Raw genomic sequence first — 22,978 nt, forward strand, 5'->3', positions numbered from 1 at the left:
CCAAGTGATAAAATATCGCTTGTATTTATTAATTTATTTTGAAGGAATAAGCACATGTTTTCAAAAAATGTAACAATTGCCACATACGATTCTGAATTATGTGCTGCTATGGAAGCTGAACGGCTGCGACAAGAGTCTCACATTGAACTTATTGCTTCGGAAAATTTTGCCTCGCCGTTAGTTATGGAAGCACAAGGCTCGGTGCTGACTAACAAATATGCTGAAGGCTATCCGGGAAAGCGTTATTACAGCGGCTGTGCTCATGTGGACGAAGTTGAACGGTTGGCTATTGAGCGGGCAAAAAAGTTATTTGGCGCGCCTTTTGTCAATGTTCAGCCACACTCCGGTTCGCAGGCGAATCAAAGCGTATTTGCCGCTGTGCTCAAAGCAGGCGACACTCTTCTCGGTATGTCCATTGCTCAAGGTGGTCATCTCACACACGGTGCAGCAGTTAACCAAAGCGGCAAACTGTTCAACGCTATCGGTTATGGCTTGCACCCAGAAACTGAAGATATTAACTATGAAGAAGTCGCGCAATTAGCCGAAGCACACAAACCTAAGCTTATTATTTGTGGGGCATCTGCTTTTTCAAGACAGATTGATTTTGCTCGTTTTCGTGCTATTGCTGACTCCGTTGGCGCGTTGTTATTAGCCGATATTGCTCACTATGCGGGGTTAGTCGCCGCTGGCTTGTACCCTAATCCTGTGCCGCATGCTCACTTTGTTACCACTACCACGCACAAGACGCTGCGTTCGGGGCGGGGTGGTATGGTAATGTGGAGTGATGACGCTTATACTAAAAAAATTAACGGCGCGCTTTTTCCGGGATTGCAAGGTGGACCACTTATGCATGTTATTGCTAGCAAAGCAGTGGGCTTTAAAGAAGCGATGGAACCATCATTCCGAGAATATCAAAAACAAACAATAAGTAACGCTCGTGCTATCGCAAAAACTTTAATGGACGGTGGTTTGCGCGTGGTCTTTGGTGGTACCGACTCACACATCGTTCTGGTGGATTTGCGTGGACTTAATGTCACCGGCACGGTCGCTGCTGACGTCTTGGATGTTGCTCACATCACGCTCAATAAAAATTCGGTTCCCAATGACCCACAGCCGCCGATGGTGACTAGCGGTGTCCGTATCGGTTCTCCAGCAGCGACGACACGTGGTTTTGGAGAAAAAGAGTTTCGGCAAACTGGTGAATTTATTTTGCGAGTATTGCGCGCACCAGATGATAAAACTAATCTGAAGACGGTGGCCGATGAGGTGTGTGCATTGTGTGCGAAATTCCCTATTTATCAGCGAGACTAACTAAGTCGGTGTGAAATGCCCGCGCTGTCAAGGTCTAAATACCAACGTTGTAGATTCGCGGCAACGGCAGGCAGAGCGAGTGCGGCGGCGCGAATGTAGCGCATGCAAATATCGTTTTTCCACCACTGAAGTTGTTGGATTACGAACGGCGGACTTGCCTTTGCTTCAGCCAATGGTAGAAAAAAAAGATGGCACTCTAGAGGTTTTTAACAAAAAAAAATTACACAACAGCATTGCTATGGCAGTGCGCAAACCAAAACGCGACGATTTACCTATAGACAATTTTATCCAGCAAATAGAAGCTAGTATTGGTGAAAATGTTTCCTCTACTGAATTAGGGACACAAGTGTTGGAGTGGTTGTGTGAACATGACGATATGGGATATTTGCGCTATGCTTCCGTGCATGAAGAATTAAATTCACCCGCCGATTTTATTGCGCTTATCAAACGGTTGGGTGAGGCAAGCGGTGAGTGAAGCGGTAAGCGCGGTTGACCGTCGTTGGCTGGTTCGCGCGTTGACGTTGGCTGAAAACGGATTGTTCACTGCTACACCTAATCCGCGCGTGGGGTGCGTCATTTGTCGTAGTGGACGTGTTATTGGTGAAGGTTGGCATCGCGCTGCCGGCGAAGCGCACGCTGAAATAATAGCAATGCGGCAATGCGATAATAATTTACGCGACGCCGATGTGTATGTAAATCTTGAACCCTGTGCGCATGAAGGGCGTACTCCACCGTGTGCACCATTACTAGCCGCAGCACGGCCAGCACGAGTCGTCATTGCCACGCTTGATCCCAATCCGACAGTGTCGGGCAAGGGGGTGGCACTGTTGCGTGATGCTGGTATTGACGTTGTAGTGGTGCCGCCAAGTGATATTATTTTTCAACAAGCGTTGGCACTCAATATTGGTTTTGTTTCCCGTATGGTGAGAAAGCGGCCTTGGTTACAACTCAAAATTGCCGCCACGTTGGACGGCAAAACGGCACTATCGTCCGGTCTTAGCCGCTGGATTAGCGGTGAGCGTGCGCGTATTGATGCGCATTATTTGCGGGCGCGCTCCTGTGCCATACTAACCGGTATTGGCACGGCACAAGCGGATGACCCACAATTGACCGTGCGCCATGTGCACACCCCGCGTCAGCCGCAGCGAATATTGGTGGATCGGCATTTGCAAGCTACTTCGACATTGCGCTTATTTGCAGGTGGTGCTATCGTTGCCAGTGCACAATCGGTGCCGGATTTTTTTGCCGATGGAGTGGAAGTGCTGTCGCTGCCGGATAGCAGTGGGCGGGTGGATTTGCTGCAATTAATGTGTGAACTGAGTGCGCGGGGAATTAACGAAGTGTTGGTAGAGGCAGGACGGCGTTTGTCTGGTGCATTGCTGGCTGCTGGGTTGGTGGACGAAATTGTTTTGTACCAAGCGCCGCGTGTTTTTGGCGACAGTGCTTTTTCTATGTTTGACGCGCCTGCACCATCAACGCCGGCAGAAGCGCCTACTTTTGCATTGCGTCAGATTGAGCCATTGGGAGATGGAGATATTAAGATTATTTATGATTCGCTGACGGCACAACAACAATTAACGGCTGGAATTATTGATGCGGCCACTGCAAAAAACGCTTGATAGCGCTGCGCTGCGCCACAATTGGCACACTATTCGTGCTCGCGCTACGGCGAAAAATATTTTCGCCGTAGTTAAATCTCGTGCTTACGGGCACGGATTGCCTTTTGTTGCTGAAACACTGCGTGGGTTAGCGGACGGTTTTGCTGTAGTGGAAATGGCGGATGCACGAGCTTTGCGCGCGCTTTGTATTGACAAGCCGATTTTATTGATGAGCGGTCCCTTTAGTACTGAAGAGGTTGCCGAGTTGGCTTCACTTCGGTTATGGACGGCGGTATGCAATGTGCAGCAAATGCAGTGGGTTTCCGCATTGCCAGCGAGTGCTGATATTAACGTATTTGTGAAGGTAGATATCGGAATGAACCGACTTGGTATTGCAGTTGACGAAGCAAAAATGGTGTTGGACGCCATCACGTGTGCGCCGGCAGTAAAACACACGGCATTAATGGCGCACTTTGCCAATGCAGATGAGCCAGCCGGCTTGCAGGTGCCGTTAGATCGGCTACAAGAATTGCGGCAACAAGTGACAATGTTGTCGTTGGGTAACTCCGCTGCTACGTTGTTGCATGGAGATATTGGTGATGATTGGGCACGAGTAGGGATTGCATTATATGGTTCTTCGCCGGCACCGACGTGGTGCCACCGCGACAGCTTGGGATTGCGTTCTGTTATGACGCTCAAAACTAAATTAATTTCTATACGTCTTGTTTGCGTTGGGGATTCTGTTGGTTATGGCAGAACTTGGTGTGCCGCTCAAGATACGCGGGTGGGTGTTGCCGCCTGTGGTTACGGTGACGGTTATCCACGCGCCCAAGGTTTGCAAGTGGCGGTGAACGGACAGTTGGTGCCGGTGCTGGGGCGTGTGTCCATGGAATTAATCATTATTGATTTAACAAATTTGCCTGATGCAGCAGTGGGAGATGAAGTGGTGTGCTGGGGAAAAACGCCAAGTATTGATGAAGTGGCTACCGCTGCCGGCCGCGTTTCTTATGAATTATTTACTGCTGCCGGACGTGGGTGATTTTTTAGTCAATTCTGACGGAGAATCTAGCGTTGGCTCAGCATGATAAATGTACACCCCATAATTTGGATCATATGTTTTTGGTATTTCATAAATGTGTGCCGTTGGTTCTGGTCGTTGAGGGTGAAGTCCGTTTTCATAAATGGGAAATGCGATGCGAAGTAGGTACTGTTTCCCCGTTGATTTATTTATACTATTCAGATCATCCGTTGTTATTGGGTACCCGTAGCCGATAATCCAATTTGGACTATGGCCTTTGAACAAATACGGATATTGCTTGAAGCGATTATGTAGATGTGAATTTTCATCTAGCAAACAGCATATTAGCAATTTGTCACCTAGATGATAGCGCAAAGGATTGGCGTAATGATGGGGAAGAGTTAGCACACTGTCATTTTGTTTTGCGTGTTGTGCGAGATAATCTACGGAAATGGAAACACCAGTGGTGCGATTGGACTGGTGGATTTCTCTGACCAGCAACGGTAATGTGAGTAGTGGTTTGTTGCCGTATTCAATGTGGTTTATAAATGGCACACTCAAAACGTTTGAAAGCAGCATGACGGCAAACAACAGCCATCCCCATAAAGGGGTTGTTTTTTTCATTAACCAGTCAGCAGCGGCGGAACATACTATCGCCGTAAAAGGAACAATGGGGACCAGATAACGTGCGCTGACTCCCCTCCAGTGGTAATAAGTGTGAGATGAGGTAGCTATACCGACAATAATGACATATATTAGTGTGATGCAGGCGTAGCGCATAATCGGTTCATTTCCAGCGGTGGAAAAAGGAACTGTCGGGTTTTTTGTAGTTGGAGAGGGTGTATTTCGGATTTTTCGCAAATAGTTGATAACGAACCAAAAAAGCCATATAAAAATTGGCCAAGGCAATACGGCATTTCGATTTAGTCCAAAAATATGGGCAATAGCAGCGGTTAGTGCATTAGTCATTCGCAGCAAAGGGTCGGTGCCGCTAAATTCAGTGAATCCCGTCAAGAAAGCAAGGGCAGGTGCTGCCGTAGCTATCCAGACAATGCTAGCAACTGCAAAGCAAATATAGTCATGCAGATTTAAGGAGCGGGCATAAAAAGAAAAATGCATGACTGCAAGGCTGATAAGAAAAGCGGCACAAGTGAGATAGTTGGCGTGAAAGGAAAGGATGGCAACAACAGTAATGGCGACAATAATCCACGTCTGACGGCGTTCTAAATAGCAAAGATAAAGCCAAAAGAGCAGCACATTGAAAAAAAGCGATTCTGCATAATATTGCAGTTGCCGTACATGCAGAAGGATAAGTGGTGAAAAACAAGTAAGCGCAAATGCCATAAGTACCAAACGTGGGCGGGTAGAAAATTCACGGCACAAAATTCGCCATACTATGAACATAGAGGTAATACCAAATAACGCGCTTATTAATCGTCCCGATGCTGGACTGTCACCGAGCAGCCAAAAAACTAAAGCTTTAGTGTAATAAACCAACTGTGGATAAATTTGTCGTAAATCAGATGTAATATTTTTACCATTGGCATCGGCGAACAAATTTCTCCCGTCCCACACGGTTGGTAATCCGGTTTCTAGCAGATTGCGGGCAATAAATGCTTGTACTGCCTCATCGTCCCACAGTGGTAGCGCGTTCAAATTTAGCAGAGATAAATAGCTAAAAATGATTAACATCAGTAAAGCAATAGCGCCAGCGCGGTCTACTTTTAACAGTGACGGCAAGTTCATTAACGCATTATAAAATACTTGATAATGCGTAGAAGTTAGCGGGTGCGGTATGCTTTAATGTAAAGGCGTTCGCGATTAAACTTACATGATTATTTATTTGCACGGATTAAACAGCTCACCGCTCTCCAGTAAAGCGATTTTATTGGCTGAATATTGTGCAGCACATGGTATAGATTGTGCCGTGCCACAGCTGCGTCACAGACCCAGTCAGGCGGTAGCACAAATTAAAAGCATATTGCAAGACGGCGGCAATCACACGTTGGTAGGTAGCTCTATGGGTGGCTATTATGCCACTTGGTTTTGTGAGCGGTATGACACGGTACGCGCCGTGCTTGTTAATCCCGCTGTGCGATTGGCTGATAAGCTTAGTGACTATGTGGGTAAAGAGCAAAAACTGTATCATAGCGATGAAAGTTATCAATTTACCAATGTTCACGTGCAGGAGCTGCGAGAATTGGAAGTAATGCGCGCAGCGCAATTAGAAAAATATATTCTTATGGTGCAAACTGGCGATGAAGTACTGGACCATCGTGAAGCGGTGACATACTATGCTGGTGTCCAACAGATTGTGGAAGATGGTGGCAATCATTCTTTTGTCGGCTTTGAACGTCATTTGCCAACGATTGTCGCGCACGCACAGAAATAATTTTATGTTGTGCGGGAGGTAACTGCTCAGGGAATGGCGATGCCGGCATTGCGCAACATAGCTGCCACATGCATGAGCGGTAGCCCGATAATAGCGGTAGGGTCGCCGCCTTCCATCGTTTCCAGTAAGCTGACTCCCAATCCCTCAATTTGCGCACCGCCAGCACAATTGAGTGCTGGTTCTTTTTGCACATAGCGCTCAATTTCATCATTACTCATATGCCGAAAACGGGCTCGATGGCTTATCAACCGTTGTTGTATTAGATTGCGTGGTGCATTAAAAACAGCGACTGCAGTAAAAAAATGTAGTTCACGGCCGCTCATATATTGCAACTGGCGCACCGCGTTGGCGGTGGTACCAGGTTTGTCAAAAATAGTGCCACCGCTGGAGATGGTCTGATCTCCACCAATAATTAGGGCGTGCGGATGAGTGTCGGCGGCGGCACGAGCTTTTTCTTCGGCCAGTCTTAGGGCACGCGCATCGGGTGGCTCGGCAATATTCGGTGTTTCATCAACATTTGGCGAGACACAGTCAAATGGCACCTGCAATCGTGTTAATAATTGCCGGCGGTAAGGGGAAGTTGAAGCGAGCACAATGTGTTGCATAGATGAATTATATGAGTGCGCGCAAATAGAGGCAATTTTTTGGCGCTGTATTTTTGACAAAGTCAAACTGCTGAAGAAATTTAAATAAAGTTATTGTTAAAATTTATGGTGATGTTAACTTTTGCACTCAATATGCTTTTCTCGTTGTTGCATTATGTAGGTTTTTCCCGTTAGGTGATTATTAATTCTTAGCCATTTCAAACCGTCCCGCCGCGTAATTTTTTACTGCTGCCGTCGCCGGCAACAGACGGCCGTTCATCGCAATATAAACGCCAGCGGGCAGGGTTTGCACTGCCGCTAAGGCAAAACCTAAATTAAAATCGGCATCACTGTTTTTGCACGCAGCAGGTAAAAAAGCACCGACAAAAACCACCGTTTTTTCTTTAATGGATGAAGCAACGGCGCAAGCGGTCTGTGCCATGGTATCAGTGCCGTGGGTTACTATCACTTGCGTTGCCGAACAACTATGAACAGCGGCCACTACGGAGGCGCGATCAGCGTCGTCCATGTCTTTGCTGTCTTTGCGTATTAACGAGGTGATGGTCGGTGCGACAACGCCGGCACGGACAAAAGCTTCCACCGCTGCTGGTTCGCCAATGCCGTGAAAGCCAGCATCGTTGGTGTAAACGGTGTCAATGGTGCCGCCGCAACAAATTAAAGCCAATGTCATATTATTCCTCGAAAGCGGTAGCGGAGGAGGGACTCGAACCCCCGACACGCGGATTATGATTCCGCTGCTCTAACCTGCTGAGCTACTCCGCCAATAAACAGCCGCTATTTTAACCGAATCGTCATGTTGGCGGCAGTTTTTTTGTTACTATCCAGCCATCGCGTAGTGACCGTTTTGGTTTCGGTGTAAAACATTACGCCCTGTTTGCCATATGTGCGTAAGTCGCCGTAAAACGAATCTTTCCAACCGGTAAAGGAAAAAAACGGCAGCGCAACTGGAATTGGTACATTAATGCCAACTTGTCCGGCTTCTATTTCATGTTGAAACCGCCGTGCCGCAGCGCCCGATGAAGTGAAAATCGCCGCGCCATTACCGCGAGGATCGGCGTTGATCAGTTCAATTGCTGCTTCTAACGAAGGAGCTTCTAGTGTCACCAGTACTGGACCAAATATCTCTTCTTTATAAATGGACATGTCGGGCGTGACTTTGGCGAACAGTGTCGGCCCAAGCCAGTTCCCCTTTTCATATCCTGTCACTTTGCATTTTGAACCATCCAAAAGACATTGTGCGCCGGATTTTTTTCCTTCGGCAATTAGATAGCGGATGCGTTCTAAAGAAATTTTATTAATGATTGGACCAAAATCGGCTTTGGGGTTTTTCCATGGGCCGGGTTGAGCGTTTTTCATTGCGCGGGTGATGTCGGGTAGCCATTGTCGGGTTTTACCGACCAGTACGGCAGCGCTGATGGCCATGCAGCGTTGTCCTGCAGCGCCGCAAGAAGCACCGACCAGTGCGTTAATTGTTTGATTTTTGTCAGCGTCGGGCATAACTATCATATGATTTTTTGCGCCGGCTAGTGCATTGACTCGTTTGTGATGACGGCAGCCGGTTTCGTACACATGGCGACCTACCGCTACTGAACCTACAAAAGACAAAGCGCGAATATCGGGGTGTGTGAGCAAGGCGTCCACTTGTTCTTTACCACCATGCACCACTTGCAGTAAGCCTTTGGGTGCGCCAGCTTGCATGAATAATTCGGCTAGTCGTATCGCCGCCAGCGGCACTTGCTCAGACGGCTTTAATATAAATGCATTGCCGCAGGCTGTTGCTAGCGGAAACATCCACAGCGGTATCATGACCGGAAAATTAAACGGGCAGATACCGGCACACACCCCCAGCGGTTGGCGAATGCTATAAGTGTCTACCCCCTTAGCAACATTTTCCGCCGTTTCCCCCATCATTAATGTTGGTAACGAACAGGCAAACTCCACTACTTCAATGCCTCGAAAAACATCACCTTTGGCGTCTTCCAACGTTTTGCCATTATCTTCGGCGACGATTTTTGCTAGCGGCAGTAGATTATTTTTGAGTAAGCGTTGGTATTCCAACATTAAGCGCATGCGTGTTGGCAATGATTCTTCACGCCATGCTCGCTGAGCTTCTTGTGCGCCGCGTACTGCGGCATTAATTTCCGCCGGTGTGGTCAACGGTACTTCTGCCAGTATTTTTTGGTTAGTCGGATTAATGACCGGTAGGGTTTGTTTGGAGCGACTTTTTATAAATCGCCCATTGATTAACAAAGGTACATGTGCTGCCATTTTTTCTCCTTTTGCAAGACTTTAATGCTAGCACACTTTGTTAGCGAATTATGTCAAGCGGTGTGTGGATGGCACATTATAATGATTGCATGTTATTGACTGGCAAAGACCGTGTGGCGGTAATTATCGCTGTCGGTGCATTTTTTATCTGCGTTACGATGGGAGTGCGACAGAGCTTTGGCTTGTATCTCCCCATTTATACGGAAACGTTAGGTATCGGTCGCGATACTTTTTCGTTGGCTATCGGACTGCAAAACATCATGTGGGGTATCGCTTCACCTTTTTTTGGCGCTTTGGCCGATCGCCGCGGGCCGACAATTGCTGTTACGTTGGGCGGTGTTTTGTTTACGCTGGGAATGCTGCTTATGGCGATGGCAGGCGGCGGCGGAACGCTGACACTGGCACAAATATTTGTGGGGCTTGGCGTCGCTGGCGCCGGGTTTTCGGTAGTGCTGGGCACAGTGGGCAAGATTGTTCCTCCCAAACGCCGCGCTTTTTCGTTAGCCATTGTGACCGCCGCCGGCTCATTCGGCCAATTCGTCATTGTGCCGCTCGCGCAAATGGTTATTGCTGCACTGGGCGCACGTTCTAGTTTGCTGATATTAGGCGGGGTTTCATTTTTAATAATATTGTGCGCGCCTTTGTTCAAATTGCCTACTACGGTGCCGCGAACGCAAACATCGATATCAAGTTGGACGGTATTGGCTTACGCACTGCGTTCGCATAGTTATGTGTTGCTGCTAACCGGTTTTTTTGTCTGTGGTTTTCAAGTGGTGTTCGTGGCCACACACTTGCCGGCGTACGCCGCCGATGCTGGCTTGTCACCAGCGTCGGCGGTAACGGCACTGGCTTTTATCGGTCTTTTTAATATTATAGGTACATTAACATGCGGCTGGCTTGGTGATCGCATCGCCAAAAAAGATGTATTAGCGATTTTTTATTTACTACGCGCGGCAGTAATCGCCGGGTTTCTCATCGTACCGTTGACGCCGTTTTCCTTGATGGTGTTTGGTGCGGCCATTGGTTTTTTGTGGTTGGGGACGGTGCCACTTACCAGTGGGTTGGTGGCGGTTATGTTTGGCGCCCGTCATTTATCTATGCTCTACGGGTTTGTTTTTTTCTCTCACCAGGTGGGATCGTTTTGCGGTGCTTGGCTAGGCGGACTTTTTTACGATTGGCTGGGCGGCTATGATGTGGTGTGGTATTTATCTATCGCGTTGGGCGTCCTTGCGGCGATTTTGCATTATCCCATTCGTGAGCGTGCTGATGCGGCGTTTTTCAGCCAATTTGCTTGACTACGCTATGATAAATTATATTGTTATTGAACAAAGTAGAATGGCAATTGTGATTAGTAATATCTTTTAAGTATTGTCGTTTTCATCAGATATTAATAATATCAATGCTAGCAAAAGAGAGTAAGAAAAAACCGTGAATAGAGCGATAAATTTTTTTGTGGCGAGTACAGTCTGACTACGAACTGTGGCGCACGACGGGTTTTTTGAGCAGTTGCATAATGCCTGCGGTGGGCAATTAACCGTTGGTGATGATATTAATCCGCGTTACTTGCGCGATTTTCTAAACCAGCGTGAGGGGCGTGCCTTGGCTGTTGTTCGCCCGCGTACAACGACGGAAGTCGCTGCTATAGTTCGGTTGTGCCATAACACGCAAACACCGGTTGTGCCGCAAGGTGGTAATACCGGCTATCGTGCTGGCGCCACGCCTGACGATAGCGGTCATGCCGTCGTTTTGTCGCTGGAAAATATGAACGCCGTTCGCGATATTAACTCCGCAGCAAGCTCCATCACGGTGGAAGCGGGTTGTATTTTGGCTAATGTGCAGCGCGTTGCTGAAGAAGCCGGATTATTTTTTTCACTGCAACTAGGTGCCGCTGGGAGCTGTCATATTGGCGGTAATTTAGCTACTAACGCTGGTGGGCTTAATGTTTTGCGCTACGGTAGTGCTCGCGAATTATGTTTGGGTGTGGAAGCCGTATTGCCGTCGGGTGAAGTTATGAATTTGCTTTCCAGTTTGCGCAAAGACAATACTGGTTATGATTTGAAAAATTTATTAATTGGCTCTGAAGGGACGCTGGGAGTTATCACTGCTGCCACGCTCAAATTATTTCCTCGCCTCGTTGATCGCGCCACAGCTTACGCCATTGTGCCGGATGTTAAGGCCGCGTTAAAAGTGCTTGATTTGTGCCAGAAGATTACTGGCGGTCACGTGGAAAGTTTTGAATTAATGCCGGAAATTTTGTTTAAGTTATTACAAAAAAATATGCCAGATGTTCCCTTGCCTTTTTCTGTGTTACCGCCGCTCGCAGTGCTTGTGGAAGTAGCCGCAGAGGAATCGGCAAGCCTGTCGTTGCAAGAGGCGTTGGCAGAGGCATTGGCATGTGGACTCATCACAGATGCGGCATTGGCATCATCTGAAGCACAGCGACAACAATTTTGGGCAGTACGCGAATTATCGCCAGAAGCAACCAAACGTGAAGGCAGCTGGAGTAAGCTGGATGTGTCGCTGCCGGCAGATAATTTGGCAGATTTTATTGATGCTGTGAACCATCTCATTGTCGATGATGTGGCAGGACAATACATCGTCGCTTTTGGTCACGCAGGTGACGGCAACTTGCATTTGTCATTACGTCCGCGTGGGCAAGCACCGGAAAAAAATCCGGCATTGGTAGCGATGCTGGAAGAGCAAATTTTGGATGCAGTATACGAAAGGGGGGGGTCGTTTAGTGCTGAACACGGTATTGGTCAAACAAAATTAGCGGCGATGAAACGCTATAAAAACACTACCGCACTTACCGCTATGCGGGCGATTAAAAAAGCACTGGACCCGAACAATATTATGAATCCGGGTAAGATGATTGACGTAACGTCAAATTAATTCACAATTGCTCACAGTTAATTTTTATGAATAGGGTTTTTAATAATTCATTGGGTTGTCGTTATTTTCTTGCCAACTTTGATCTCCCTTACAAGAAAATGCACTACAACCTATCATCTATAATCAACCTTTTTTTATTCTAATAATGACCGACAACTTTCACTCCCTCGCCAATTGTATTCGTTTTTTGTCTATGGACGCCGTTCAGCGTGCCAATTGTGGTCATCCCGGCATGCCGATGGGAATGGCTGACACGGCTACTGTACTGTTTTCAAATTTTCTTAAGTTCGACGCCGCCGCACCAGACTGGCCTGACCGCGACCGTTTTGTGCTGTCTGCTGGACACGGATCTATGTTGCTGTATTCGTTGTTGTACTTAACTGGTTATCCACAAATGGATATGGCGCAAATTAAAAATTTTCGCCAATGGGGCAGCCTCACTCCCGGGCATCCCGAATACGGTCATACTCCCGGTGTGGAAACTACTACCGGTCCTTTGGGACAAGGACTTGCTACCGCCGTTGGTTTGGCTTTGGCTGAACATATTGAGCGTTCGCGGTTTGGCAGCGAATTGGTTGACCACCGCACCTATGTCATTGCCGGTGATGGCTGTTTGAGTGAAGGTATTAGCCACGAAGCTGCCTCGTTAGCCGGCCATTTGCGGTTGCACAAGCTTATTGTGTTGTTTGATGATAATGGTATTACCATTGATGGTGACACAAGTTTGTCGGTGTCGGATGACCAACTCAAACGCTTTGCCGCCTATGGCTGGAAAACGTTGGCAGTGGATGGTCATGATTCGGTAGCGGTTCGCGAAGCGTTGAGGCAGGCACAAGACAGTGACCGTCCCACGCTCATCGCTTGCAAAACGGTTATTGGTTTTGGCGCGCCCAACAAGCGAGGCACCAGCGCCACACACGGGGCACCACTGGGAGAGGATGAAATTGCTGCGGCGAGGAAGGAATTGGACTGGCCGCATGCGCCGTTTGTGATTCCGCAGAAATTACTTGACGAATGGCGATGCATTGGTGCTCGCGGTGCGAAGGAGCATGATGCATGGCAGCAACGCTTGCAAACGGCGACTGATGATACGCGTCAGCAGTGGCAAAAACTTAGAGAAAAAAATCATGACACCGAAATTAATCAAGCCATCAGTGGGTTAAAAGAAGAACTCACCAAAGAAGCGCCAGCTATAGCTACACGCAAAGCTGGTGAGCGTACGCTTTCCACATTGGCCGGCGTAGTGGAAGGATTTATCGGCGGCTCTGCTGACCTTACTGGTTCCAACAACACCAAAGTTGGTGGTCAGCAAACTGTTACCGCACAACAAGGTGGTGCTTATCTGTACTATGGAGTGCGCGAACACGCTATGGCGGCGGCAATGAACGGCATGGCACTGCATGGTCTTACACCTTACGGTGGAACTTTTTTGGTGTTTTCTGATTATTGCCGTCCGGCGATGCGGCTGTCAGCTTTGATGAATTTGCAAGTGATTTATGTGATGACTCACGATTCTATCGGTCTTGGCGAAGATGGCCCCACTCACCAGCCGGTAGAGCACTTGTCTTCACTGCGCGCAATCCCCAATTTGCATGTTTACCGCCCCGCAGACGCGATGGAAACGGCAGAATGTTGGGAAGCCGCCTTATTGAATAAACATACCCCTTCAGTCATTGCGTTGTCGCGGCAAAGCACTCCGGCATTGCCACCGCGCACGGTGGATGAAAATTTATGTTTGCGCGGTGCTTATGTGATTGATGAGCCAGTTCGACGAGATGTTACATTGTTGGCGACTGGTACCGAAGTGGTACTGGCGCTGGCGACAGCACAAAGATTGGAGATAGATGGCATTATTGCAGCGGTTGTGTCAGTGCCTTGTTGGGAGCATTTTGAGCAACAACCGGTAGACTATCGACAAGCTGTGTTGGGTGTTGCGCCACGCTTTGCAGTAGAAGCCGCATCTCCTCACGGTTGGGAGCGTTACGCGCCAGCAGAACACATTATTGCGCTACCACACTTTGGTGCTTCGGCAAAAGCCGAAACATTGTACGAGCGCTTCGGCTTCAGTGTAGCGACACTCGTGACGGCTATCAAAAGCGCACTAACGAAATAATTTTCCGCCGCCGTATGCAATCATTGTGGGTTGTCTTTGCGGCGCTGTTGTTTGGTGTGATGGGGAGTGGCGTCAAATTTGGCGCTGAATATTTCAGCACTGTGGAATTGGTATTTTACCGTTCGGTCATTGGTTGTTTGTTTTGCCTCTGCATTGTCGGCACGCGGTACAAAATATTAGTGACGAGTAATTTGCGCGTTCATTTTTGGCGTAGTATCACCGGTTTTTTTTCGCTGTTATTATTTTTTTATGCGTTGCCACGCCTAAATTTGCCCACCGTTATGGCTATGCTACAAACGGCACCACTGTTTCTTGCTGTACTGACTGCGGTTTTTTTGCGCGAACGTATTAGTTTGCCACTGTTTGTCACTCTGCTCGTAAGCTTTATTGGGATGCTGGTGGTGTTACGACCAGGGGTGGGGACTAGTGAATTACTTGCCGGTGGCGCCAGCATTGGGGCCGGTCTAATGGCTGGTTGTGCTTATTTTAATGTGCGCCGACTGGGTGTGCTCAATGAGGGTGGTGTGCGTACGGTATTTTATTTCACAGCGTTTTCCACAGTGTTGTCGGTATTGTTAATTGTCGGTTACGGTAGCTTTTCGCCGCTTACCGGAAGCGGCATATTTTGGCTCCTTCTTATTGGTGTTAGTGCTACCGGCGGCCAGTTGGCGGTTACTCGTGGATTACAGCGCGGTCATACTCCAGTGGCTTCAGCATTGCTGTATAGCAGTATTATTTTTGCTGGGATGTTTGATTATTTAATATGGGATGCTGTGCCTGATGCTTTTTCATGGCTGGGCATTGCGCTTATCAGCGGTAGCGGTATTGCTGCGTTGTATCTCAATATCAAACGCCAGCAAGCATGATTGCTAGAAATAAGGTGGCAAGTTCAATATCATTACAAGCAACTTTGAAAACCAGCAAAAACGCTTAATTTATGTCCCTTATAATGTCAATAATGGCACAGACAGAAAAATCGTTGGCGGACTTTGTTGGCAATACGCCGTTGGTGGTGTTGTCGCGGTTGGGGCGGCAAAACAATAATCGTATTTTTTTGAAATTAGAGGGAAACAACCCCGCCGGTTCCGTTAAAGACCGTCCGGCGACCAATATGATTATTAATGCGCTACGGCGCGGCGATATCCGCCCTGGTGACCAGTTGGTGGAAGCCACTAGCGGCAATACTGGTATTGCGCTTGCTATGGCTGCCGCCGTATTGGGCTGTCGAATGACGCTGATTATGCCTGCCAATCAGACGGAAGAGCGTAAGCAAGCCATGCGCGCTTACGGAGCTGAATTAATTCTTGTGAGCAAAGAAGAAGGTATAGAGGGCGCTCGTGACATGGCGCAAGAAATGATGGCGCGTGGCGAAGGTTTTTTATTAAACCAATTTGCCAATCCCGACAATCCAGATGCGCACTACAGGGGCACGGCGCCTGAAATATGGCGCGATACTGGCGGGCGCATTACCCATTTTGTTTCTAGCATGGGTACGACTGGTTCCATTATGGGTTGCGCTCGTTTTTTTAAAGAGCAAAGTCCATCAGTGCAAATTATTGGTGTGCAACCCGCGGAGGGCGCGCAAATACCGGGCATTCGCAAATGGTCAGAAGCTTATTTGCCTAAAATATATGACGCGCGACGGGTAGATCGCATTATCCAAGTCACGCAACCAAATGCCGAGACTACGATGCGGAGAGTGGCACGTGAAGAGGGGGTGTTCTGCGGTGTGTCATCGGGTGGTGCTTTGTGGGCGGCGCTCCAACTGGCCGATGAATTGCAAAATGCTTGTATTGTTTCTATCGCTTGTGATCGCGGTGACCGTTATTTGTCTTCAGGAGTCTTCACATGAACGCACCTATTTTGGCATTTGATATTGAAACTATTCCCGATGTAAAAATGCTTCGTTGTATGCATGACTTTGCTGATGAAATTGACGATACAGAAGTGGTGCAAATGGCTCAGCGATTGCAACGGCAAGAAAAAGACAGCGATTTTTTTCCGCTCCCTCTGCATCAAGTGGCTGTAATTTCATGCATGTTGCGTCGTTTTGACACGGATGATGAAGCATTAAAAATATTTTCCCTCACCGCTCCAGAATATGACGAGGCTAGTGCGATAGAGATGTTTTTTAAAATTATTGAAAAATATACGCCGCAATTAGTATCGTGGAACGGTGGTGGGTTTGACTTGCCAGTGTTGAACTATCGTGCCATGCAGCATGGCATTGTCGCTCGCAGTTACTGGTGTACGCGCGGATTAGATGCTGGAGGTGATAAATTTCGTTGGAATAATTACACTTCTCGTTATCACGAGCGCCATTTGGATTTGATGGATGTGTTGGGCATGTATCAACCGCGCGGCTGGGCGCAACTGGATACTGTGGCACAACTGTGTGGGCTGCCCGGAAAAATCGGTGTGGGTGGTGCTGGCGTTTGGGGCGCATGGCAAAATGGCAGACAAGATGATGTACGTGATTATTGTGAAAATGACGCATTACTTACGTATTTGTTATATTTGCGCTTTCAATGTTTTCGCGGTGAGAATACGGACGTCAACGCTGAAGAAAAACGAGTGCGTGCTCATTTACAACAAGACAAAGAGCGCTGGCAAGAATTTTTGTCGCAGTGGTCTGACAATTAATTACTTCGTGCGTCGCTGGTTAATTCGTGGTTATTGGCCAATATATGGCATTGCTGCGCTTTCTTTTGTTGGCTGGTTGTTTTTTTCCAGTGCCGACAATGCTGCGTTGCATTTTGTTTTTGCTAGCCAGTGGTCTCCACAATATTTTGCGCTCACACCTTTTATGCACGCGAGTTTCATTCACGTGCTGTTTAACACACTGGCGCTGCATTTTATCGGTGGTCAGTTACTGTTGCCGATTTTAAAAACGCGGCGGTTCGTGCAATTATTTGTTTTAGCAGCATTGGCTGGTAATGTCGCCAACAGTTTGCTGAGTGCGAGCCCGGCGGTAGGTATCAGCGCTGCCGTGCTAGGGATGCTGGCTTGCGCACTGTATTCGTATGGGCGCGTGCCCGTCAAGCTGTTGTTGATTCATGACTTGTTGCGCTTGCGCCCGTTTCCGTTGTGGACAATAGCGACATTTCTCGTCGCACTAGATATAGTCGGCATTGTATTTGGCTGGGGCTTTTTTGCGCATTGGGCGCATTTGGCTGGTTTTGCTGTGGGTGGAGCGTTTGGCTGGGTGATTTTTAGAAAACCACAAAAGCGGCGTTATACGGTACATTGATACTGATTGCTAGAAAAAAATAAATATTTTTTTGGGCATAAAAAATATTTACTAATGTGGTCAGTATAAGCAGTGTTTTATTTTTTGGTGCATCAGCAATGACGACTTTATAATAGATTAACTATGGCTTTTTTAGAAGTTAATCACATAGACCACGCTTACGGTAGTAAAACCGTGGGGCTAGGGGGTGTGTCGCTACAAGTAGAAGAGGGGCAAATTGGCTGCCTGATGGGGCCTTCCGGTTCTGGTAAAACCACTGTTTTGTCGTGTATTGCCGGTTTAGAACCCATTCGTGCTGGTAGTATTGTTATCAATAGTCGCCAACTTAGTGTAGCCGACAAAACCACACCGCCTGAAAAACGTCGTATTGGTATGGTATTTCAAGATTTTGCGCTGTTTCCGCATTTGACGGTTGCCGGCAACATTCGCTTTGGTATGACCAAAAATGGCAGAACCGACACGCTTAATGAATTGTGTGAACTGTGCGGACTGGAGTCATTATGCGAGGCGTATCCGCATGAGTTATCTGGAGGCGAACAGCAGCGCGCTGCATTGGCTCGGGCATTGGCGGCGGAGCCTGATGTGTTGCTTATGGACGAACCTTTTTCTCGGCTAGATGAAGTGTTGCGGGAGCGGTTGGCCAAGCAGGTGCGGAGCATATTAAAGTCGCGTCGCCTAACGACATTGATGGTCACACACAGTCAACATGAGGCTTTTTTGATAGCCGATGTGGGTGGTGTGATTAACCAAGGCGTTGTTTGCCAGTGGGATGATATTTATAATTTGTATCGTCGTCCGCAATGTGCTTTTGTTGCTGAGTTTGTAGGCGATGGTTCATTATTACGAGGTGTGCTTGCCGCCGACGGTGGTGTGGATATGGAGATGGGACATTTGCAGGGCAACACCGATGGCGAACGTATTGGTTGTTTTTTGAGTGCTCCGGGAGATGCCGTGCAGGTGTTGTTGCGTCCTGACGATATCCGGCTGGATGAGTCTGGTATGTCGGCACAAGTGGAAGAGCGTGCTTTTCGCGGACCGACAACCCTGTATGCGCTACGCCTACAAAGCGGTGGACGGGTGTTATCGGAATGGCCTTCGCATTTTAATTTTCATCTGGGCGATAACGTGTCAGTGCGCGCTCAAGTCAAAGATTTGGTGCTATTTCCGGCAGCATAGCAGTTATTATTAAAATTAATTAGAAAGAGCACAATGGAATTTTCTCCTGAATGGGTGGCATCTCTCTTTGCCATTATCATGATTGACTTGTTGCTTGCCGGCGACAATGCGGTTGTTATTGCTCTGGCAGCGCGCCGTCTGCCAAAACATCTGCAAAAACGGGCAGTGTATGCAGGTACGGCGGGAGCTATCATCATCCGTGTGGCGCTAGTATTTTTTGCATTAAAACTATTGGCGACGCCGGGGTTGTCACTGGGTGGTGGTTTATTGTTATATTGGGTGGCGTGGCGATTATTGGCCAAAAACGATTCTGACGACAATTCCACTAGTGCCGCTGATACCTTTTGGTTGGCAATGCGCACTATTATCATCGCCGATACGGTGATGAGTTTGGACAATATTCTGGCGATAGCTGGCGCTTCACGTGGCGATTTGGGGTTGGTTATTTTTGGCTTTCTGCTTTCTATCCCGATTATGGTGGGCGGTAGCGTTCTTATCTTGCGTTGGATGGAAAAGGCACCTTGGCTTACAACTGTGGGCTGCGGGCTATTGGCGCTAATTGCTGGACGCATGGTGTTGGACGACCACTGGGTGCGTGCGTATATAGAATTACAAGCGTTATGGGAATGGTTGGCGATTGGATTATCTGCGGTAATTTTTACATCTGCTACCGCGTACGCTGCCAAACGGTCTTCTAGCCCTTCGTCACCTTCCTAAAAAAACTAAAAATTGATGACGACGTTGCCGCTTGTCATTCATTGGTTTCGGCAAGATTTGCGGTTGGCTGATAACCCAGCACTCGTTGCTGCCACCCAGCGGGGACGAGTATTACCGCTTTATGTGCTTGATGATGGTAGTGCGGGAGAGGAAAAAACTGGCGCCGCGGCCCGCTGGTGGCTTCATCATTCCTTAAAATCACTTAATCAATCATTCGCCGATAGATTGTGTGTGCGTATGGGCAATGCGGAAACCATTGTTCCATTGTTGGCAAGTACACATAACGCGGCCGCTGTTTTTTGGAATCGCTGTTATGAGCCGTGGCGGCAGGCACAAGATGAAAAGATTAAAAAAATATTAAATTCTGAAGGTGTGGAAGTGTACTGCTGTAATGGGGCGTTACTGTGGGAGCCGCAACAAACATTAAAAGCCGACGGCACGCCGTACAAAATATTTATGCCGTTTTATCGTAATGGTTGCTGGGGTGCTTCGCCGCCAAGAAAACCGCAGCCCGCACCAGTGACACTGAAACCGGCAGAATTAATAACCGCACAACAGTCTGCCCGAGATATTGATAATTTGAATTTGTTGCCTGCAATTCGCTGGGACAGACAATTAATACCGCATTGGAACATTAGCGAAGCGGCGGCGCAAAAGTTATTGTTCGACTTTGTTAGCGAAAAGTTAAAGCATTACAAAACGGGGCGAGATTTTCCTGCTCAGGGGCAAGTGTCAAGGCTGTCGCCCTATTTGCACGCTGGACAGTTATCTCCTAATCAAGCTTGGCACGCCGCCCAAGTACAGGTGCAACGATGGCGCGACATTGGCGACACGTATGCTGTGGATAATGCGGCGCACTTTTTTAGCGAATTGGGATGGCGAGAGTTTTCTCATAGTTTGTTGTATCATGTTCCTAGGCTGCCGGATGATAATTTGCAGGAGAAATTTAACCGCTTCCCATGGCGGGATGACGAAGAAGCTTTGCACCGCTGGCAGCGCGGTCAAACTGGGTTTCCGATTGTGGATGCTGGAATGCGGGAATTGTGGCAGACCGGCTACATGCACAATCGGTTACGTATGATAGTAGGATCTTTTTTGGTTAAAAATTTACTTGTGCACTGGCATTACGGTAAGCGTTGGTTTTGGGATTGTCTAGTGGATGCTGATTTGGCTAACAATAGTGTTGGTTGGCAGTGGATTGCCGGCTGCGGTGCCGACGCTGCGCCGTACTTTCGTATTTTTAATCCAGTGATGCAGGGGCAGAAATTTGATTCGTCGGGTGAATACACTCGCCACTATGTACCGGAGCTTGAGAAAATACCAGACCGTTATCTTTTTAATCCGTGGGAAGCACCGGCTACGGTGTTGTCTGCCGCCGGCGTGGTATTGGGAAAAAACTATCCTCATCCGCTTTGCGATTTGAAGGCATCGCGAGTGCGTGCTTTGGCAGCGTTTGCAGCGTTAAAAAAATAACTGTCGTTGTATTGTTTTAATCAGACCCATTTCCACGTTTCTTTGTCTGCCATGAGAGCTCGTACCAAGGCGTTATTCACGCCGTGACCGGGACGTTCGGCTTCGTAGTCGGCGAGTATCTGGTGACCATTGATGTAACAATCGCCAATGGCATCTAGTACCTTGTGGCGCACAAATTCATCCGGATAGCGTAGTCCTTCCGTATTGAGCACGCCTTTGTCATCGTACACCACGGCGTTACTGAGTGAGCCGCCCAGTGCTCGGTGGTGGTGGCGCATTAACTCCACATCATTAATGTAGCAAAAGGTGCGTGCGCGTGAAATCTCTTCCTCATAATCGTCTGCTCCTAAACGGTGAGCAAAGCAATTACCGGTTCGTCGCACCACTTCGTGCGGGTAGTCAATGCGTACCGCATAGCCAGAAATACCGTTGGTATTAGGAACAAAACGCGCACACGCACCTTCACATTCCACTGACACTTCACGCAGAACTTTAACCTGTCGTCGAGGAACTTGTTGTTTAGTAATGCCACAGGCATCGGTAACAAGCAACATCCATGGCACAGAACTGCCGTCTAGTATTGGTAACTCAGGGCCGTCCACTTCCACGGTCAGATTGTCAATGGTCAGTGCCGACAGTGCTGAAAGTAAATGCTCCACAGTGCTTATTTCAGCGTTATCGCTACAAAGCGTGGTGGCAAGCTGCGTATTACCAACATTACCACTGTCGGCTTTGATGCAAGTATTAATGTCGGTGCGGCAAAAAATAATGCCACTATCAGCGTCGGCGGGCAATAGTTTTACATGAGCGGTGTGACCGCTATGCAAAGCGGTACCGGAAAAGCACCAGGAGCGAGCGATAGTTTGTTGTGCTGGCGCGTTCATACAATTGGGAAATTCTTTTTTCTTGGAAAGATAAAGGAAACACGAAGAATGTCTTTACCGCCGATAGTGCCGGTAATTAACAGCAGGTTGAAAATATCCCAAAATGGAGGTGTGGTTAATTGCATTGACGGCGCATAATCGTGGGAACTTTGCGTTCATCGCCACCCAATTTTTCGCGTAGCTGCTCTTGTCTATGTCGTTGGCGTGCTGGCATAAAACAAGGATCTTTAATGCCACTGCGAATGACTTCCAAATCAGGTGCGCCACCACCGACGGCAGCGGCAGAAAATTCCATTGCTTGTGCCTCGCCATTAATACCGGTGGCGATGATGGTAACGCGAATTTCTTCACCCATACTTTCATCGTACACCAAGCCCACAAAACGTTCATTGCGACAGTTTGGTGCTTTTTCGTCAATTACGGCGTGCACGGCGTCGGCTTCGGATAGGCGAATATAGTCGCCAGAAGCGGTAATATTGACGAGGAAGTGACTGGCTGATGACAAATCTACGTCTTCCATGAGCGGACAGCACAAGGCTTCCTGTGCTGCTGCCGTGGCACGGTCGGTGCCGGTGGCGCAAGCTGAGCCCATTACAGCCTTGCCTTTTGCCGACATCACGGCGCGCACATCATTGAAGTCCAGATTCATTTCACCCGGTTTGGTGATGATTTCGGAAATACCACACACAGCGTTATAAAGTACGCCATTAGCGGCGGCCAAGGCGTCTTTGAGCATGACATCATTGCCAAGTACATCCTGCAGTTTGGCGTTGGGTACAACCAAAAGAGAATCTACTTCTTTGGATAGTGCTTCTATCCCGTTTATTGCCGAGGCACCGCGTCGTTCGTGGTCAAATGGTGAAGTTACTACAGCTACGGTCAGTGCTTTTTCTTCACGTGCTAGGCGGGCAATGATGGGTGAGGCGCCGGTTCCGGTACCTTTTCCCATGCCAGCGGTAATAAATACCATGTCACAGCCGCGTACTAACTCTTGGAGGCGGCGAGATTCTTCTTCTGCTGCTTGTGCCGCTAGTTTGGGGTCGGCACCGGCACCTAGTCCGCGGGTGAGACCTTCGCCAATATGTACACATTCCACACCTTGAATGGAGGCCAGTGCCTGCGAATCGGTGTTAACGGCAGCATATTCTATTCCGCTTACGTGGCGATCTTGCAGATAGCGGATGATATTGCCACCGCAACCGCCGACACCGATAACGCGAATTCGTGCCGGAGATTGGGTATTGTCTAAAAATTGGATGCTCATGATGGTCTCCTGATAGT

Annotated in this window: 21 protein-coding genes and 1 tRNA gene; 15 read left to right on the top strand and 7 right to left on the bottom strand. The window is 48.2% G+C overall.

The window, feature by feature from the left end; all coding sequences use genetic code 11:
• Nucleotides 1-54 precede the first annotated feature (54 nt).
• From NQX30_02500 to alr, 4 genes are read left to right on the top strand one after another with little or no spacing between them, the layout of a single operon-like run.
• Nucleotides 55-1,311, top strand: coding sequence for a serine hydroxymethyltransferase (locus tag NQX30_02500; GenBank protein MDM5147245.1), 1,257 nt, complete (start codon nt 55-57; stop codon nt 1,309-1,311).
• A 10-nt stretch (nt 1,312-1,321) separates the two neighbouring features.
• Nucleotides 1,322-1,786: an ATP cone domain-containing protein gene (locus NQX30_02505; GenBank protein MDM5147246.1), complete on the top strand. Its 465-nt coding sequence runs from the start codon at nt 1,322-1,324 to the stop codon at nt 1,784-1,786.
• Nucleotides 1,746-2,930, top strand: a complete 1,185-nt coding sequence (ribD, locus tag NQX30_02510) for a bifunctional diaminohydroxyphosphoribosylaminopyrimidine deaminase/5-amino-6-(5-phosphoribosylamino)uracil reductase RibD (protein MDM5147247.1) — start codon at nt 1,746-1,748, stop codon at nt 2,928-2,930. Before NQX30_02505 ends, ribD begins: the two co-directional genes overlap by 41 nt.
• Nucleotides 2,905-3,948, top strand: coding sequence for an alanine racemase (gene alr / locus NQX30_02515; protein ID MDM5147248.1), 1,044 nt, complete (start codon nt 2,905-2,907; stop codon nt 3,946-3,948). The genes ribD and alr overlap by 26 nt, the downstream gene beginning before the upstream one ends.
• Here alr and NQX30_02520 read toward each other — a convergent pair.
• On the bottom strand, nt 3,922-5,673 hold the full coding sequence (locus NQX30_02520; GenBank protein MDM5147249.1) for a glycosyltransferase family 39 protein: 1,752 nt from the start codon (nt 5,671-5,673) through the stop codon (nt 3,922-3,924). The genes alr and NQX30_02520 overlap by 27 nt on opposite strands.
• A gap of 85 nt (nt 5,674-5,758) precedes the next feature.
• Between NQX30_02520 and NQX30_02525 the strand changes: the two genes are divergently transcribed.
• A complete protein-coding gene (locus NQX30_02525; protein MDM5147250.1) occupies nt 5,759-6,319 on the top strand; it encodes an esterase in 561 nt (186 codons plus the stop codon).
• 26 nt (nt 6,320-6,345) lie between these two features.
• Here NQX30_02525 and NQX30_02530 read toward each other — a convergent pair whose 3' ends face one another.
• From NQX30_02530 to NQX30_02545, 4 genes are all read right to left on the bottom strand, one after another.
• Nucleotides 6,346-6,924 (bottom strand): Maf family nucleotide pyrophosphatase, encoded by a 579-nt coding sequence (locus NQX30_02530; GenBank protein ID MDM5147251.1) that lies wholly within the window; start codon nt 6,922-6,924, stop codon nt 6,346-6,348.
• Between the two features lie 181 nt (nt 6,925-7,105).
• Complete coding sequence (locus NQX30_02535) at nt 7,106-7,594, bottom strand: asparaginase domain-containing protein (GenBank protein ID MDM5147252.1); 489 nt, start codon at nt 7,592-7,594, stop codon at nt 7,106-7,108.
• An 18-nt stretch (nt 7,595-7,612) separates the two neighbouring features.
• Nucleotides 7,613-7,686, bottom strand: a tRNA-Met gene (locus NQX30_02540).
• Between the two features lie 12 nt (nt 7,687-7,698).
• The gene (locus NQX30_02545; GenBank protein ID MDM5147253.1) at nt 7,699-9,192 is read right to left on the bottom strand and encodes a CoA-acylating methylmalonate-semialdehyde dehydrogenase; all 1,494 of its coding nucleotides are present in this window, start codon (nt 9,190-9,192) and stop codon (nt 7,699-7,701) included.
• Nucleotides 9,193-9,260: 68 nt separating this feature from the next.
• Between NQX30_02545 and NQX30_02550 the strand changes: the two genes are divergently transcribed.
• From NQX30_02550 to NQX30_02595, 10 genes are all read left to right on the top strand, one after another.
• Nucleotides 9,261-10,487 (top strand): MFS transporter, encoded by a 1,227-nt coding sequence (locus NQX30_02550; GenBank protein MDM5147254.1) that lies wholly within the window; start codon nt 9,261-9,263, stop codon nt 10,485-10,487.
• 184 nt (nt 10,488-10,671) lie between these two features.
• Nucleotides 10,672-12,084 (top strand): FAD-binding oxidoreductase, encoded by a 1,413-nt coding sequence (locus tag NQX30_02555; GenBank protein MDM5147255.1) that lies wholly within the window; start codon nt 10,672-10,674, stop codon nt 12,082-12,084.
• Between the two features lie 145 nt (nt 12,085-12,229).
• A complete protein-coding gene (tkt, locus tag NQX30_02560) occupies nt 12,230-14,197 on the top strand; it encodes a transketolase (protein MDM5147256.1) in 1,968 nt (655 codons plus the stop codon).
• A 14-nt stretch (nt 14,198-14,211) separates the two neighbouring features.
• Entirely contained in the window at nt 14,212-15,063 is an 852-nt protein-coding gene (locus tag NQX30_02565) for a DMT family transporter (GenBank protein MDM5147257.1), read from the top strand.
• 92 nt (nt 15,064-15,155) lie between these two features.
• A complete protein-coding gene (gene cysM / locus NQX30_02570; protein ID MDM5147258.1) occupies nt 15,156-16,049 on the top strand; it encodes a cysteine synthase CysM in 894 nt (297 codons plus the stop codon).
• A complete protein-coding gene (locus NQX30_02575) occupies nt 16,046-16,840 on the top strand; it encodes a 3'-5' exonuclease (protein ID MDM5147259.1) in 795 nt (264 codons plus the stop codon). The genes cysM and NQX30_02575 overlap by 4 nt, the downstream gene beginning before the upstream one ends.
• Before the next feature lie 7 nt (nt 16,841-16,847).
• A complete protein-coding gene (locus tag NQX30_02580) occupies nt 16,848-17,447 on the top strand; it encodes a rhomboid family intramembrane serine protease (GenBank protein MDM5147260.1) in 600 nt (199 codons plus the stop codon).
• A gap of 123 nt (nt 17,448-17,570) precedes the next feature.
• Nucleotides 17,571-18,623 carry an ABC transporter ATP-binding protein gene (locus NQX30_02585; GenBank protein MDM5147261.1) on the top strand — a complete coding sequence of 351 codons (1,053 nt, stop codon included), beginning with the start codon at nt 17,571-17,573 and terminating at the stop codon, nt 18,621-18,623.
• A 33-nt stretch (nt 18,624-18,656) separates the two neighbouring features.
• A complete protein-coding gene (locus NQX30_02590; GenBank protein ID MDM5147262.1) occupies nt 18,657-19,340 on the top strand; it encodes a TerC family protein in 684 nt (227 codons plus the stop codon).
• A 15-nt stretch (nt 19,341-19,355) separates the two neighbouring features.
• Nucleotides 19,356-20,813 (top strand): DNA photolyase family protein, encoded by a 1,458-nt coding sequence (locus NQX30_02595; GenBank protein ID MDM5147263.1) that lies wholly within the window; start codon nt 19,356-19,358, stop codon nt 20,811-20,813.
• Nucleotides 20,814-20,833: 20 nt separating this feature from the next.
• On the opposite strand, the gene lpxC is transcribed toward NQX30_02595, so the two are convergent.
• The gene (lpxC, locus tag NQX30_02600; GenBank protein ID MDM5147264.1) at nt 20,834-21,697 is read right to left on the bottom strand and encodes a UDP-3-O-acyl-N-acetylglucosamine deacetylase; all 864 of its coding nucleotides are present in this window, start codon (nt 21,695-21,697) and stop codon (nt 20,834-20,836) included.
• 115 nt (nt 21,698-21,812) lie between these two features.
• The gene (gene ftsZ, locus NQX30_02605) at nt 21,813-22,961 is read right to left on the bottom strand and encodes a cell division protein FtsZ (protein MDM5147265.1); all 1,149 of its coding nucleotides are present in this window, start codon (nt 22,959-22,961) and stop codon (nt 21,813-21,815) included.
• Nucleotides 22,962-22,978 lie beyond the last annotated feature (17 nt).

The organism is Candidatus Persebacteraceae bacterium Df01, assembly GCA_030386295.1.
Taxonomy (GTDB): Bacteria; Pseudomonadota; Gammaproteobacteria; order Tethybacterales; family Persebacteraceae; genus Doriopsillibacter; species Doriopsillibacter californiensis.

Coding starts and splice junctions, on each gene's coding strand:
- ftsZ (MDM5147265.1), bottom strand. CDS start 22,961: ATGAGCATCCAATTTTTAGACAATACCCAATCTCCGGCACGAATTCGC.
- NQX30_02595 (MDM5147263.1), top strand. CDS start 19,356: ATGACGACGTTGCCGCTTGTCATTCATTGGTTTCGGCAAGATTTGCGG.
- NQX30_02585 (MDM5147261.1), top strand. CDS start 17,571: ATGGCTTTTTTAGAAGTTAATCACATAGACCACGCTTACGGTAGTAAA.
- NQX30_02565 (MDM5147257.1), top strand. CDS start 14,212: ATGCAATCATTGTGGGTTGTCTTTGCGGCGCTGTTGTTTGGTGTGATG.
- NQX30_02550 (MDM5147254.1), top strand. CDS start 9,261: ATGGCACATTATAATGATTGCATGTTATTGACTGGCAAAGACCGTGTG.
- lpxC (MDM5147264.1), bottom strand. CDS start 21,697: ATGAACGCGCCAGCACAACAAACTATCGCTCGCTCCTGGTGCTTTTCC.
- NQX30_02525 (MDM5147250.1), top strand. CDS start 5,759: ATGATTATTTATTTGCACGGATTAAACAGCTCACCGCTCTCCAGTAAA.
- NQX30_02535 (MDM5147252.1), bottom strand. CDS start 7,594: ATGACATTGGCTTTAATTTGTTGCGGCGGCACCATTGACACCGTTTAC.
- NQX30_02590 (MDM5147262.1), top strand. CDS start 18,657: ATGGAATTTTCTCCTGAATGGGTGGCATCTCTCTTTGCCATTATCATG.
- NQX30_02500 (MDM5147245.1), top strand. CDS start 55: ATGTTTTCAAAAAATGTAACAATTGCCACATACGATTCTGAATTATGT.
- NQX30_02530 (MDM5147251.1), bottom strand. CDS start 6,924: ATGCAACACATTGTGCTCGCTTCAACTTCCCCTTACCGCCGGCAATTA.
- NQX30_02545 (MDM5147253.1), bottom strand. CDS start 9,192: ATGGCAGCACATGTACCTTTGTTAATCAATGGGCGATTTATAAAAAGT.
- NQX30_02520 (MDM5147249.1), bottom strand. CDS start 5,673: ATGAACTTGCCGTCACTGTTAAAAGTAGACCGCGCTGGCGCTATTGCT.
- tkt (MDM5147256.1), top strand. CDS start 12,230: ATGACCGACAACTTTCACTCCCTCGCCAATTGTATTCGTTTTTTGTCT.
- alr (MDM5147248.1), top strand. CDS start 2,905: ATGCGGCCACTGCAAAAAACGCTTGATAGCGCTGCGCTGCGCCACAAT.
- cysM (MDM5147258.1), top strand. CDS start 15,156: ATGGCACAGACAGAAAAATCGTTGGCGGACTTTGTTGGCAATACGCCG.
- NQX30_02575 (MDM5147259.1), top strand. CDS start 16,046: ATGAACGCACCTATTTTGGCATTTGATATTGAAACTATTCCCGATGTA.